The organism is Bacillus sp. FDAARGOS_1420, from assembly GCF_019344915.1.
Taxonomy (GTDB): Bacteria; Bacillota; Bacilli; order Bacillales; family Bacillaceae_G; genus Bacillus_A; species Bacillus_A mycoides.
Genome location: NZ_JAHWJB010000002.1, coordinates 92,210 through 107,448, shown reverse-complemented (window position 1 = coordinate 107,448; position 15,239 = coordinate 92,210). Strand labels below are relative to the sequence as shown.

12 protein-coding genes are annotated in these 15,239 nt (G+C 36.7%); 2 read left to right on the top strand and 10 right to left on the bottom strand.

Translation table 11 applies throughout. The features are described from left to right. Positions 1-307: 307 nt before the first annotated feature. The 5 genes from I6L50_RS10750 to I6L50_RS10730 form a co-directional block, all read right to left on the bottom strand. Positions 308-2,752 (bottom strand): restriction endonuclease-like protein, encoded by a 2,445-nt coding sequence (locus tag I6L50_RS10750; protein WP_219303686.1) that lies wholly within the window; start codon positions 2,750-2,752, stop codon positions 308-310. Beyond that, a complete protein-coding gene (locus I6L50_RS10745) occupies positions 2,727-5,267 on the bottom strand; it encodes an McrB family protein (RefSeq protein ID WP_219301385.1) in 2,541 nt (846 codons plus the stop codon). The genes I6L50_RS10750 and I6L50_RS10745 overlap by 26 nt, the downstream gene beginning before the upstream one ends. Positions 5,268-5,355: 88 nt before the next feature. Further along, complete coding sequence (locus I6L50_RS10740) at positions 5,356-6,330, bottom strand: tripartite tricarboxylate transporter substrate binding protein (RefSeq protein WP_219301383.1); 975 nt, start codon at positions 6,328-6,330, stop codon at positions 5,356-5,358. Continuing rightward, positions 6,327-7,004 carry a response regulator gene (locus tag I6L50_RS10735; RefSeq protein WP_219301381.1) on the bottom strand — a complete coding sequence of 226 codons (678 nt, stop codon included), beginning with the start codon at positions 7,002-7,004 and terminating at the stop codon, positions 6,327-6,329. Before I6L50_RS10735 ends, I6L50_RS10740 begins: the two co-directional genes overlap by 4 nt. A 19-nt stretch (positions 7,005-7,023) precedes the next feature. Beyond that, a complete protein-coding gene (locus I6L50_RS10730) occupies positions 7,024-8,613 on the bottom strand; it encodes an ATP-binding protein (protein WP_219301379.1) in 1,590 nt (529 codons plus the stop codon). A gap of 225 nt (positions 8,614-8,838) precedes the next feature. Between I6L50_RS10730 and I6L50_RS10725 the strand changes: the two genes are divergently transcribed. Both I6L50_RS10725 and blaIII read left to right on the top strand, forming a co-directional pair. Then, on the top strand, positions 8,839-10,161 hold the full coding sequence (locus tag I6L50_RS10725) for an MFS transporter (protein ID WP_219301377.1): 1,323 nt from the start codon (positions 8,839-8,841) through the stop codon (positions 10,159-10,161). Positions 10,162-10,676: 515 nt separating this feature from the next. Further along, complete coding sequence (blaIII, locus tag I6L50_RS10720; RefSeq protein ID WP_002016516.1) at positions 10,677-11,624, top strand: class A beta-lactamase BlaIII; 948 nt, start codon at positions 10,677-10,679, stop codon at positions 11,622-11,624. Positions 11,625-11,744: 120 nt separating this feature from the next. Here the strand turns inward: blaIII and I6L50_RS10715 are convergent, their stop codons facing one another. The 5 genes from I6L50_RS10715 to I6L50_RS10695 form a co-directional block, all read right to left on the bottom strand. Next, complete coding sequence (locus tag I6L50_RS10715; protein ID WP_002087303.1) at positions 11,745-11,903, bottom strand: hypothetical protein; 159 nt, start codon at positions 11,901-11,903, stop codon at positions 11,745-11,747. Between the two features lie 144 nt (positions 11,904-12,047). Continuing rightward, positions 12,048-12,209: a hypothetical protein gene (locus I6L50_RS10710; RefSeq protein ID WP_219301375.1), complete on the bottom strand. Its 162-nt coding sequence runs from the start codon at positions 12,207-12,209 to the stop codon at positions 12,048-12,050. 287 nt (positions 12,210-12,496) lie between these two features. Then, complete coding sequence (locus I6L50_RS10705) at positions 12,497-13,021, bottom strand: hypothetical protein (RefSeq protein WP_193652648.1); 525 nt, start codon at positions 13,019-13,021, stop codon at positions 12,497-12,499. 244 nt (positions 13,022-13,265) lie between these two features. After that, positions 13,266-14,237, bottom strand: a complete 972-nt coding sequence (locus I6L50_RS10700) for an ABC transporter ATP-binding protein (protein ID WP_219301373.1) — start codon at positions 14,235-14,237, stop codon at positions 13,266-13,268. After that, positions 14,230-15,222 (bottom strand): ABC transporter ATP-binding protein, encoded by a 993-nt coding sequence (locus I6L50_RS10695; RefSeq protein WP_219301371.1) that lies wholly within the window; start codon positions 15,220-15,222, stop codon positions 14,230-14,232. The genes I6L50_RS10700 and I6L50_RS10695 overlap by 8 nt, the downstream gene beginning before the upstream one ends. Positions 15,223-15,239 lie beyond the last annotated feature (17 nt).

Here is a 15,239-nt window from a genome sequence, read left to right as displayed (position 1 = left end):
TTAAAATTCCGTTTATATAAACCCATGAAAATGCCTTTAAATCAACGTTTCTCCCGTAGCTCAGCAGGGAGAGCGCCACCTTGACAGGGTGGAGGTCATCATTTTAATTTTACATCCACTTTATTTACAAATAAAAAGAAGAGTATATACCCCATATGCTCTTCTTCCCATAGCTAACAATACACTTTATCCAACTAATATTTATCTATAATATTTAAATGTTTCTCCACTTCACCTAAAATCATTAGTTCCATGCAAAAATAAATTTGGCCTTTATCCATGACTTAATCACCTTTGTATCTAAGTACTATTCTTTAACATTTAGCACTTCTAAAACCTCCCTAAACAACACCGAACTCCTACCAACAACCAACTCCAAAGCAATCTCTTTAACTCGCCCATCTCTCCCCACCATAACAACCTCATTCTCATAATCAAACCAAATCTGAACATCCTGCACATAATAGTTCTTAACAGAAGATGCCTCATCTAAATTGTTATGATCCAGCTCAACTTTAACTTGCTTCGTGAAACGGCGCAGTGTTTTCCAGAGTGTTCTTTCTTCTCTTGATTTCATAAAGAGCTCTGGGAGTTCTTGTACTTCTTTTAATAACGACATAGTTGTTATTGTGTATGTTTGAATTCCATATCCTACTGGGCGAATGAGACGATCTAGCTTTTTCCATGGCTCTAGTTCGAAATGTACATACTCATCGTTTTGTTGCATGTAAATGTGTTTGATTTTGGCTACGTATTGAATTCCGCCTTTTTCTCCGTGCCATTTTTTCGGTGCATATAATGCTATGTAATTTGCTTCTTGCCATCCTGGTTTTAATTGTGTGACTGGTAACTGGTATAAGCCATTCTTTCTATATGTTTCATAGTCACTTTCAGTTTTCACGCTGCCCACTAATACTTTTTCTTCTAGTGAAGAGTGCCATTCTTCTTTTGTTCCTCTTGGAAGAATGCCTTCTCTTATAATTTCTTCTGGGCTTTTTTCAATGAGATGATCTAGAAATTGTTCGACCAGTCTTGTTGCGTTTGGTAAGAACGGGAAGCCGCCGATATTTACTTTTTCGATACTTTTATAAAATGGATGGTTCTCATATGCTTCCTCTTGATTCCACGGGAATAGTACGTACGCTCCGTAAGCTGTTCGTTCAAATGGTCCTTCTTGTTCTACTACTAATGCGTCTCTGTAACGGTGCATTGTATTAATGTCTTCTTCCATTGGACCAGGGGTACCATACTTCCTTTTGTAATGAGATCTTTCAGCAAAATCAATTCGATATTTCGCATCAAAAATGTATTGGTATTGATAGCTCTTTCCCTTTTTCTCAATAGCGAGCATCGTATCTGGCTTTTGTGTAACTGTTGGCAGTCTACCGTTTCTTTTCTGGAAGTAAAGTTCGATTACCTCATCTGTCTCCGGATGTTTAAACGTTCTTTTCGCGGTTTTACTTTCATCTAGCGTTACGTATAAACCGTCTTGTTTAACTTGAATAACGTCTTGGTGAAGCGGTATATATTTCTTTGATAGAATTTGTCCAAGCTTTAAATACGTCCAGTATTCGTATAACCTAGCGACATCTTTTACCGACATTTTGAAAATTTGTCCTCGCAAGGTTAAACCTCGCGATAGCATTAAGAAGATTTGATACGCCTCTCTATATCCTGCCGCCATTTGGATAACGAGTGAAAAGACTGAGCGATCTAATTTTCCGATTCCTCTCCAAAATGGATCGTTCAATTCATTTTTCATTCGATATTTCATATTTTTCACACGTTCTAACAAGTCTTCATCAGTTACACCACGTGTATATCTAGACTTTGGTTCTAGCGCCTTAAGAAGATCATCTATTTTATGTACGACTCTTTGAATCATCCATTTAACAAATCGATTTTCCAGCGTATCATAAGACACTTCCTTATAAGCCGTAATACCTTTAGTCGGTATACTGCTTTCTCCTTGCAGCAAGTGTGGTCGCTTTCGCAAATAATTCATTCCGACAGAATCCAATTTACGAATTTTTTCTCCTCGTACTAGTTGATGTCTGGTCATAAGCATATGATGCGGTTGTCTTTTAATGTGAGAGATCGACTTCATAAATCGCTCAAAGGAATCATTTAAAATACGATAAAATTCACTCTTCGATGGATTTGTAGCGTAAATTGCAGATGCTCCTAAGTAAGTTCTCTTTAGTAAATGAAACGCTAAATTATAAATTTCATCATTTACTTCATCTAATAAAGCTCTGTAATCATCCTTATAATCAAGCTTTGCCGGGAAAACTTCAAATGTAACAGTTAATAAAGTATCTTTATCATCTTTAATTTCAAATGTTGTATTTCCTACTTCATTTGGAAATGAAAGATTCCCCATTAACACATGAAGTGAACCCATTTGAATGGAACTAACTTGCTTTCGAAAACCCGGGTGTTCATGATAAAAGGAAAACTGTTGATTCTTTTTAGGAACAACAACAAGCTGATAACTTCTATTTTCAAAAAAGATTGGCGGGTGTTCGTTCCATTCTTCTAACCCCTGCAATCTCGCATCAAATACCGAAACGGATTCCGCCTTCCCGTCTACATGAAAATACATCATTTCATCCGCGTTCATAGCGTGATATTCTTTTAAACTCTCGTATTTTTCATGGTAAGGGTTTCCCTTAATCGTCAATGATAGCTCCTCTGTTTCAATCTTAACTAGCTCTATTTCATTATTAGATCCAGAAAGAGGTGAAACCATCATACTCGAACCTCCTTAACATATGAGACAGCTTGTTAGCTGAACGAGGATACTTAGCATATGAAGCATCGTTATTGCCACTATCATATTCTTCATTTGCACATAATACATACAACTGCTTTAATACCTCTTCTGTTCTTCCATCGCTCCCTGCAAGACGCGGTAAAATCTTTTGATATATTTGATAATCAAGTGCTTCATCGAATGACAATAACTTTCCTTGTTCGTTGTATGCCATATAGAAACAAATTTCATCTCGTATACGATACCCAACTTGAGCTCCAACTGATTCAAGTGTTTTATTTATTTCTATTAAAACACTTGATATATTTCTCACAAGCTTTTCGTTTTCTTTAAAACATTCTTTTAGATGGAGATACTCGGTTGCTAAAGAACGATTAGAAACAATTTCAGCTTCTTTCTCTTCTATATCCATTAAGAAATTAAAATAATCCAAGTTAACGGTATTAAATTCAATTGTATTCGCACGATCTAATACTTTCTTACTTAATGGATGTGTCGTTTCATCCATATTTACAGTTCCAATAATATATACATTTGATGGAATCGTAATGTGCTTATTAGTAATTGACTCTGGAAGAACTGGTGACGTAACAATTTTTCCATCTTTCCATTTACGACTCTCAATTACACTTAAAAAGTCACTAAAGTAGTATTCCACTCGAGCTAAGTTCATCTCATCCAACACTACAAAATACGGCCTATTTGGATTTGCATCTGCATTTTCAAGAACTTTAATTAACGGTCTTTCTTGAAACTCCCCTTGAAGGTTCACATAACCAAGTAAATCAGAGCTATCACTCCAATCAGGTCGAACCGGAATAAGCGTAAATTGTCCATTCTCTTCCGTTGCTCCTAAACTCTCCGCAAACCACTGAACAATTTTTGTTTTTCCTGTTCCTGAAATACCTGATAAAATTACAAACGGCTTCGTTTTTAACGAAAGGAAGAAATTAACAAGATCCTTTTTCTCATAAAAGAAACCTTTACTTTGAATATAAGAAGACACATGATCGATAATAGATTGCTGATCTAAATACACTTCTTTCCTCTCATAAATCGCTTCATACTTAATGCCTTTCTCTTTATAGTTAATGAATCCCTCATAGTAGTGAAGCATTTCTTTTAAATCTTCTACTAACTCAACCTCACCTGGCATTTTGTTCACATCGTATACAATGTAGGCAGCTGTTGAATTTGCATAATCCATCGCTCTTGAACTTGTACCAAGGAAAATACTATCGTCTTTCTTCACCTTTTTAGACATATGTATATGTTGACGAATTTCTTGCTTAATCCTCTCCATTTCTTTGCTAGGCGTATCTTTTACTCCTTGTCCTATAGTTAGATACAGTCTTTCCATATCTTCACTAAACAAATAAACAATATAATATCCCCGCTGAGTCGATGTGGTGATATCCTTATGCATAATAGCAATCCACGGAATAGATGCCCAATTACCTTGTCCAACCGATCCAGTAACGATGTACTTACTGTGATTTATAAAAGGTAAACACTTAATCTCTGTCGTTATGTCCTTTCGAACCAATTCAGCCAATTTATGACCTTTTGCACTCCCCTTTTTTGCATCTAGATAACCATCCGTTACTCTTAAAAATCCTTCACGCAAATTACTGTTCATACTACCGCCCTTTTCTCCATCATCTTTTACATATCGTTCAACAGGAATCCATTCATCATTAACTAGTCCTACTTGTTCAAACCAATCCAGTAAGTTATTCGTACGCTTCCTCGCCACCGATTCAACCATCAAATTATCCCCTAATGAATTTCGGACAATCGTCATTCCCAAACCTACTAAAGCTTCTCTCTTTTCACCCTTTGAATACTTCTCTAACAATCCAAGAACAAATAAAGCATGACGGAAATATTCCTGTCTTAAAACTAGCTGTGCTATATAGGCATTCTTATCTTCCGATTGAACATATTCATTTAATAAAAGCTGATTCATTTCATGAGATTCATTCAAAAAGCCTAATAATCTCAAATCTTGGCGTGCGTTCGATTTTACTCTATATAAATTCTCATCCGTTTGTTCACGTAACGTACTTGGATTATATGTACCATTCATTATCTCTTCTAAAAAGAGCATGACTTTATCATATTTTTCACTTGGTAGGTTATCGGTTTGGAATTCTTTAAATGTAATAGCTCGCGATCCAGTCACATTCACAAATGGAAACTGAGAAAAAAAAGCTACCAAGAAAGCATTACATTCTCCCGCTTGCCCAAAATCCTCATGCTTTACCTTACGAACATCAATAAGTTTTCCCCAAGCATTCTTAAGAATTTCAAAACTCACTTTAAAATAAGATATTGCTGTCTCGCCCTTTTCATATTGCTCAAGTGAAAGTTTAGTTTCAACGTATAACCCTTCATCATCCTTATTTATAATCAAATAAGATTTATTACCTTTTATATCTTCAACCTGTTTCTTTGATTTAGCCAATTCTATTATGAGTCGATCCAACATTTTTATCCCCACCGTTACAATAAATTACAATTACTACTATTTTACCAAACTATGTATAAAAGAAAAATCATACACCATACCGTATGATTTAATAATTTCTATTATTCCCCACTAACTCCCTATACTCCTGACCACTCTCCTCAAGAAATATCCTACTCTCCCCACTATTCTTATAAAAAGAATTCCAACCCCTCTCCCTCAAAATCCCCTTCCAACTATCACTCTCCACCATCTTTTTAATAATACTATCCCAATAAGCAACCTCTTCCTCCGTCATATCTTTCGGTCCCATAATCCCTTTCCAGTGCTGGAAGACAACGTCGATTCCTTGTTCTTTCCACGTTGGGATTTCTGGTAGTCGGTCTAGCCGTTTTGGTGCGGATACGGCTAGTATTTTTATTTTGCCAGCTTTGTATTGTTTTTCGGCTTCGGATAGGGTCATGGTTGCGGCGTTTATTTGTTTGTTCGTTAGGGCGTTTATGATTTTTTCTTTGTTTTCGTAGACGAAGAATTGTAGTTCGGCTGGGTTTATGCCGAATGCTTTGCTTACTTGTACAAAGGATAGGTGATCGTCGTTTCCTAAGCCGTGGGCAACACCGATTTTGAAGTTTTTCTTGTCTTGTTTTAGTTGTTCCATTAGTTCTTTTGCGTGGTCTATGTTCGAATCTTTTGATACGACAACGACTTCCCAGTCTGACGCTAATGTCGCGAGCGGCGTGAAGTCTTTATATGTTAGTTTACTGTGGCCTAGTAGGTTGTTCGTTATGAGTAAGCTTGAGTTAATCGCCAGTACGTGACCGCCTTTTTGTTTCGTATATTTCCAGCCGACGTCACCGCTGCCACCTACTTTGTTTGTGACAGTGATTGGTTTTGTGAAGATTTTTTCTTCTGTTAGTGTTTTTTGCATTGCCCGTGCTGTTAAGTCCCATCCTGCTCCTTGAACGTTTGGTGCAACGATTTCTACTTCTTCTATGTTCACTTTATTCTTGTGCGTTTTTTCTACAGAACAACCACCTATTACTCCTGTTATGATCCATGTACATAGTAATAATCGCTTTTTCATAGTCCTCGTCCTATTCGATATTTTCGTTCTGGTCGTCCGATAATGCCGTATGTGTACTCTACTGTGCATTCGTTTGTCGCTACTAAGTATTCTAAATATCTTCTTGCGGTTGTTCTGGAAGCTCCCATTTGTTCTCCCATTTCTTCTATTGTAATTCCCTCTTCGAATCCTTTTATAATCCCTTTCACCTTTTGAAATGTTAGTGGATCAACACCTGTCGGTAAGTTTTTTATTTCTTGTGTTTGAGGAGTACCGAAGAAGTTATCGATTAGTGCTTGATTTACTTCATTGTTACTATGTAATAATTGCTTCTTTCTTTTATAGTCTTCAATGGTGCGAACAAATTTATCTAACGTGACCGGTTTTATAAGGTAGTTGCTTACGCCATTTCGAATTGCTTTTTCTAACATATGATTTTCATTTGCCGCAGTCACCATAATAACGTCAACGTTTGGAAATTCGGCATGGATTTTCGGCAATAAGTCTGTACCAATTCCATCTGGTAAATAATTATCTAATAGAAGTAAATCGATTTCTTCCTTTTGTAGTAGTTCCATCGTTTCTTTTGCGTTCAATGCTTTTCCGACCACTTTTACGTCCTTTATTTTTGATAAAAACTCCTCTTGAATTTGCGCTACGCGGAAATCATCTTCTGCAATTGCAACCTTCAACATATGCCCATCCCCCTGTTTGTCATGTACTTTCTCTCAATGTTTTCGGAAGGTAAATTGTAAAAATAGCTCCCCCATTTTTCTCGTTTTGAATTTCAATTGTTCCTTGTAGTAGATCTACCATTTCTTTCACGTTTGCTAGCCCGTAACCACGATCATTTCCTTTCGTTGAAAATCCTTTTTGAAAAATGGTCGTGATTTTTTCTACCGGTATCCCTGCTCCACTATCTATCACTTCAAACACAATGTCGTGTCCAATATCCGTAACAAAGAAGGAAACATTCTTCTCCTCTTGTGCACTCACCGCATCAAACGCATTGTCGATTATGTTTCCAAGGATCGTAATAAGGTGTGAAACTTTTATATGATCTGGTAACGGATTAAGCGCACTATCTTCTTCAATATGAAAATCAATTTTCTTCTCAGATGCTGTTCCGAGTTTTCCTAATAAAATAGCTTGTACTTTCGCATCGTGAATTTGATGGAATAAAATATGATTTTGGCTTTGATGAATATTAGATTCTTGTTGAATAAATTCAATCGCTTCTCTGTAATGTCCTAACTGAAGTAATCCTGATAAGACGAACAGCTTATTTGTAAATTCATGCGTTTGAGCGCGTAAGTCCTCTGAATACTTTCTTACCTCAGATATTGTATTAACAAGGTTTTGCAGTTCTGTTTTATCTCTAAAACTACATACAACGCCTACCGTACTGTTATTTTCAAGTATCGGTGTCATGTTTAAAATAAACACTTTATCTTGAAACGCAATTTCTTGATCGTTTTCTAGCACTCTTTCCATATTAAAATCTGGTAAAACTTTTGAAATGTGCTGCTGCATATAATCATCACTTACATGCAACATCTCTTCTGCCGACGTATTCATCATCGTAATAAAACCGTTTTGATCAATAGCGATAATACCTTCTTTTATAGATAGTAGTATCGCGCTTCGTTCCCGATATAACGCTGCGATTTCATTTGGCTCTAAACCGAGTGTATCTTTTCTGATACTACGCGCTAAAAGTACCCCACCAACAATTCCAACTAGTAATACCGCTAAGGAAAAGAGGATAATTTCTTTCGTTCTACTCAATATGTTAGATTCAATACCTTTTATTAAAAACTCTACTGTGACAACGCCTACTACTTGATCGTAGTCTCCGTTATGAACAATAATAGGTGCTTTCGCCATTAAGGCCGGGCCACTTGCACCATTTCCTTCGAGTGTATAATAGCCACCAAAAGTGAGTGCTTCATAGTTATATGGATTGTTACTCTTTGTACCAATCAACTCCGAATTAGGATGTGAATACATAACCCCGTAGCGATCTTCTATAATTACATAATCCGCACCAGCTTGCTCGCGAACTTGTTCCGCAATGGATTGAATGGTACTTTTATGCTCGTTATATTGAAAAGCTTCTTTTATAGCTGGCATAAAAGAAAGAGATTTAGCCGTTTGCAGTGCTAGCTGCTCTACTTGGCGCTTCGTATCAACGGACTGAATGTAAACAAATATTCCCGCTAATAGAAGAACAACAAATAAAATTAACGCAATAATTAGGCTTACTATTTTCGTTTGTAATGACACTTTGCGTGATTTCTTCATACTTCATATCCTTTGATAAAATATTCAAAACTATCAATCTCCTTTTTCTATTATTATGACAAAACTAATAATGAAGCAACTATAAAAACTCTCCATGTACATAAAGTACAAAAAGAATAAAATTGTCATAATATTGAGATTTCGATTAAAGAACAGTACAATTCAACTACATTGAACGCGCTTTCATAATTATCATTTTATTTATAAGCAAGAGGAGGAATTATTATGGCTCAAGCAAAATCTAACCGAGTCGCCGGCAATATTTTCAAAGGTTCTGTCGGCAATTTAATTGAATGGTACGACTGGTACGTTTACTCTGCTTTCGCCGTTTATTTTTCAGCAGAGTTCTTTCCTAAAGGAGATCCAACGAGTCAGTTACTGAACACAGCAGCTATTTTCGCAGTCGGATTTTTAATGCGCCCTATCGGAAGTTTATTAATGGGACGCTATGCAGATCGGCACGGTCGCCGGGCAGCATTAACGCTTTCCATTACAGTTATGGCCGGTGGTTCTTTAATTATTGCCTGTACACCTAGTTACGAAAGCATCGGTATTATGGCACCAATTATTTTAGTTCTTGCTCGTTTACTTCAAGGGTTATCACTTGGCGGAGAGTATGGAACTTCCGCAACGTATTTATCTGAAATGGCTAGTAGTGGACGCCGTGGTTTTTATTCAAGTTTTCAATATGTAACGCTTGTTGCTGGACAGATGGTTGCGTTAGGCGTTCAAATTGTTCTTCAGCAATTACTAAGCGAACCAGATATGAAAGCTTGGGGATGGCGTATTCCATTCATTATTGGTGCAATGGGAGCAGTAGCTGTATTATGGCTTCGACGTACAATGGATGAATCAGAGCAGTTCTCAAATATGGAATCGAAAAACCGCGAAAGCGCAGGAACCGTTCGCGCTCTTATGAAACACCCGAAAGCAGTATTAACAGTAGTCGGTCTAACACTAGGAGGCACTGTCGCATTCTATACGTACACAACATACTTACAAAAGTTCATGGTAAACACAGTCGGTCTTCCGAAAGAAATTGTAAGCTGGATTAACTTTGCCGCACTACTTATATTCGTTGTACTTCAACCAATTGCAGGGCTATTATCCGATAAAATTGGACGCCGCCCACTATTAATGGCTTTCGGTATTCTCGGAACGTTACTAACAGCTCCAATCTTCTTCTTTATGGAAAAAACGACAGAACCAATGGTAGCATTTTTACTCATGATGGTCGGCCTCATTATCGTTACTGGTTACACTTCCATTAATGCGATTGTAAAAGCCGAACTCTTTCCAACTGAAATTCGCGCACTTGGCGTAGGTTTACCATATGCACTAACTGTTGCGATATTTGGCGGAACAGCTGAGTTCATCGCTTTATGGCTAAAAAGTATCAGAATGGAATCACTATTCTACTTCTACGTAGCTGGATGTATCGCAATAAGCTTTATTACGTATTGGCGTATGGATGAGTCATCGAAGACTTCGCAGATTGAGGCGGAGCTTAATGGTGGGGATAAACTAGCTAATAATAAATCTAGTTAAAATTATGTATTCTATGTTCTTCGTTTATCTGAAAAAGCATAATTCACTAATACGCAATTTAAAAACCTCTACTTATATGTAGAGGTTTTTGTATGAAGAAAAAACACGTAGTTCCATTGTTATTTTACAAACCTCAAATTCTTCCTCCTCTTAAAGTGGAACAAATTTATTACTTAGAGTGTCTAATAAGTGTATTTCTAATATGAGTTGTCCAAATTGGATACAACATATCCCGTTTGACATCTATTTTTATGTCTTACAAAAAAAGAAAGGACTTATTATTACCAAAAGTAAAAAATATGTATTGTAATACTTTCACAGGTGAACCATTACAAGTGAAAACAAAAAAGAAACACCCCAAACCGTGATTTATCAATCATATAAACGTTTTGGATGTCCTTTAACCTGTGAAATTTTAGCTACAGTAGTATTGTTACCCTATGCCATCTTTAATTGCATTGGTATTTAGAATACCTAGACAAAATCCATATATTCTTGAAAGAGGTTGAAAATTTATGTTCGTTTTAAACAAGTTCTTTAACATTTTACATTACAAAAAGATTGTGCCTGTAGTATTACTTTCATGTGTATCACTTATAGGCTGTTCCAATAGTAACACTCAATCTGAACCACCTAAACAAACGAATCAAGCTAATCAAATTAAACAAGAAAATACAGGTAATCAATCTTTCGCTAAACTTGAAAAAGAATATGATGCTAAGCTTGGTATTTATGCACTGGACACAGGTACAAATCAAACTGTTGCTTATCATTCAGATGATCGTTTTGCATTTGCATCTACATCTAAATCATTAGCTGTGGGCGCTCTTTTACGCAAGAACTCATTAGAAGCTCTTGATCAAAGGATTACGTATACTCATGAAGATCTTTCTAATTATAATCCAATTACTGAAAAGCATGTTGATACAGGAATGACGTTAAAAGAACTTGCAGATGCTTCTGTTCGATATAGTGACAGCACAGCACATAATTTGATTCTTAAACAGTTAGGGGGGCCCTCTGAATTTGAAAAAATCTTGAGAGAAATGGGAGATACTGTTACTACTTCAGAACGATTTGAACCTGAATTAAATGAAGTGCATCCAGGAGAAACACATGATACTAGTACACCAGAAGCGATAGCTAAGACACTTCAATCATTTACATTAGGAACTGCACTTCCAATAGAAAAACGTGAACTATTAGTAGATTGGATGAAGAGAAATACAACTGGAGATAAATTGATTCGTGCGGGCGTACCAAAAGGATGGGAAGTGGCTGATAAAACAGGCGCTGGATCTTACGGAACAAGAAATGATATCGCAATTATTTGGCCACCAAATAAAAAGCCGATTGTTCTTGCTATACTTTCTAATCATGATAAAGAAGATGCTAAATACGATGATAAACTTATTGCAGACGCAACCAAAGTCGTGTTAAACACCTTAAAAGCTACGGAATAAATGATAATAGGTTAAAAGTTTTCTATTTTAGGCGGGTGTTTTCATCAAATAAAAATTTAATAGTGTCCCTAAAACATCTGGACTTTAATAGCCAACTAAAAAATGTAAACAAAAAGACCCTTAATCAGTCGTTTTGTTTGCATTTCCTTTTTCTAAAACTACAGAAAAGATAAGTACTATAGTTAACACCATAATAAACCTTACTTCACTTCCATCACTTACAAAAAATGAATACAAAGTATAAATTAAAATTAATATTCCATAAATAACTTTGTGCAATGAACTCCCCCCTTTTTGCCGTATATATTTTAGTGCAAAAATTTAATTCAAGCCCTATATCAAAATGAAAAGCACCTGTGATATACACAAAGTGCTTTTCTCTTGTCAATTTATCTATTTTCACTATATTTATCTATTTTCTTTTTATAACCCAAATTTCTTCGAATCGTACTTTTCTACAGTTTGCTGTAATTCATTTTGTTCATATGGAATATGTTTATCTGTCTGTACATCTTCAACATTTTCTCCACCTGTTAATAATCTCCTGTACTTAAAAGAGTGCCCTGTTAATACTGTTGTAATCATTTTGTATTGCCCTCCTTTTGTTTGATTACTTGTATCATAAAACAAGTATCTGAAGTTGATATGTAGTCTATCTAGAGTGTATGTAAATTTAAAAAATCTCTAATAAAATGTTTATGTTGTAACGTTACCACCAAAACTAGTGCTTCCAACACCATGATTTGAAGAGATAGTCCCCCATGTTCTAGCCTCAATTCCTCCTATAGTTCTATATTGAGTAAAACTAGTTAATCCCTACAATATAAAAAGAGCACCCCTTTTGGATGCTCTTCATTATAACTATATATTATTTAATTTCCTTCTTTTGTTGGTACCATTTTTCCTTCTTGAGAGTCTGTACCTTCTGTTCTTTCAACAGTTTTTGCATGTTCTGGTTTTTCAGGGGCTCCCATTTCAAATCCAGATTGAGAATCTGTACCTTCTTTTGCTGGTACCATTTTTCCTTCTTGAGAACCTGTACCTTCTGTTCTTTCAACAGTTTTTGCATGTTCTGATTTTTCAGGGGCTCCCATTTCAAATCCAGGTTGAGAATCTGTACCTTCTTTTGTTGGCACCATTTTTCCTTCTTGAGAACCTGTACCTTCTGTTCTTTCAACAGTTTTTGCGTCTCCTTTAGGAGTTGCTGGCACTGCATCTTTAGGTAAATCAAAGTTTTGTGAGAAAGACGTTGTTCCATCTGCACTCTGTGTAATTACTTGATTGGAACTATTTTCATTTGACTTTAAATTGTCCATTTTCGCATCATCTGCACCTACTGCACCTCCCGCTACCAATCCTGTACTTAAAAGTGCTCCCGCTAATAATGTTTTAATCATTTTTCATTACCTCCTGTTTATTTGTAATATTCATCAAAAAAGTATCTAAAGTTAATGTTTTAGTCATTATCTTTATCTACTTGCTTTTTGATTACATTTAGCATAAGACAAGAATCTATAGTTGATATGGACTGTATCTGGAGATTATGTAAAGAAAAATAGATGATCAATTGTTTAACGCTACAAGCGCTATCATATTACCAACTGAAATACCACCAGGTCCCCCCGATGCTTTTCCCCCACTCTAAAACAAATGACAAGCCACTTGATGCCCTTTCGCAATTTCCACCATCTTCGGTACTTCCTGTGCGCATTTTTCAGTGGCGAATTTGCAGCGCGTTCTGAATTTGCAGCCGGATGGTGAGTTGAGTGGGCTTGGTACTTCACCTTGTAGAATGATCCGTTCTTTGCCTGTGTTTGTTGGATCTGGTTCTGGCATGGATGAGAGTAGTGCTTGTGTGTATGGATGTGCCGGTTTTGTGTATAGGTCTTCGCTGTCGGCAATTTCTACTATGTTTCCTAGGTACATGACTCCGATTCGGTCTGATATGTGTCTTACCATGGATAGGTCATGTGCGATGAATAAGTATGTGACGCCTGTTTCTTCTTGAATGTCTTGCAGCATGTTTACGACTTGTGCTTGGACTGAGACGTCTAGTGCTGAGATTGGTTCGTCACATAGGATGAAGTCAGGTTTTACAGATAGTGCGCGCGCGATGCTAATGCGCTGTCTTTGGCCTCCGCTAAATTCGTGCGGGTAGCGATATAGGTGTTCTTCTTTTAGTCCTACTTTTTTGAGCAGGTCTAGAATGATTTCTTTTCTTTCTTCGGCTGTGTAAGAGCCATGAATGTTCATCGGTTCGCTAATAATTTGGAATACATTCATTGTCGGGTTTAATGATGCGTATGGGTCTTGAAAAATGATTTGCATTCTTTTTCTATATTCTTTTAGTTCATTTTCTTTTAGATCTACGATATCTTTTCCGTCGAATAGAATGTTACCTGAAGTTACATCGTGTAAGCGAATGATACTTCTTCCTGTCGTTGATTTTCCGCAGCCTGATTCTCCTACTAGTCCGAATGTTTCACCCTTTTTAATTGTGAAGCTTAGGTCATCTACTGCTTTTAATTGCTCTGTTTTTCTGCCAAATAGTCCCTTTTTAATAGGAAAATACTTTTTTAAGTTCCGAACCTCAATTAAGTTTTCTTCATGCATGGGAATCACCTACTATTTCATCGTTTAACCAGCACATAGAGCGTCTTCCGTTTCCGATTTCAAAATATGGCGGACGTTCTTTTTCACAAATGTCCATTTTATGTGGGCAACGCTCTGCGAATGGGCATCCTTTCGGCGGATGTAGTAAGTTTGGCGTTACACCTTGAATCGGCGCGAGTCTTTCTTTTACTCCGTTCGATATTTTTGGCAGAGAGTTTAATAAGCCTTTCGTGTATGGATGATTCGGCGATTGAAAAATATCAAGTACATGTCCTTCTTCCATAATAAGTCCGCCGTACATAACGATGACGCGTGTACAGTTTTGCGCAACAATTCCAAGATCATGTGTAATAAGAAGTAACGACATATTCGTTTCGTTTTTTAAGTTTTTCATTAAATCTAGTATTTGCGCTTGTATCGTTACGTCAAGTGCTGTCGTCGGTTCATCCGCAATGAGAAGGTCTGGGTTACAAGACATTGCCATTGCGATCATAACCCGCTGCTTCATACCGCCGCTTAGTTCATGCGGATATTGTTTTACTCTTTCTTCCGGTGAAGAAAGACCGACTTGTTTTAGTAAGTTGACCGCGATATTTTGTGCTTCTTTCTTTTTCACTTTTTGATGCCGAATAATTACTTCCGTCATTTGCTTTCTAATTTTCACAACTGGATTTAGTGCCGACATTGGATCTTGGGAGATGAGTGAAATTTGATTTCCTCTAATAGAGCGTAATTCTTTTTCCGATTTAGAAAGCACGTTTTCATTTTGAAAAAGAATCTCTCCTTCTTTCACTTTCCCCGGAGGCGTAACGAGGGCCATAACAGATTTCGCCATAACGCTCTTTCCGCTTCCCGATTCGCCAACAATCCCAACGACTTCACCCTTTTTCAAACTAAATGAAACGCCGCGAACCGCTTCTACTTCGCCGTCTTCTATGAAAAAAGAAGTCTTTAAGTTTTTTACTTCTAATAGTTTTTCAGACACGCTTTTCACTCCCCCTC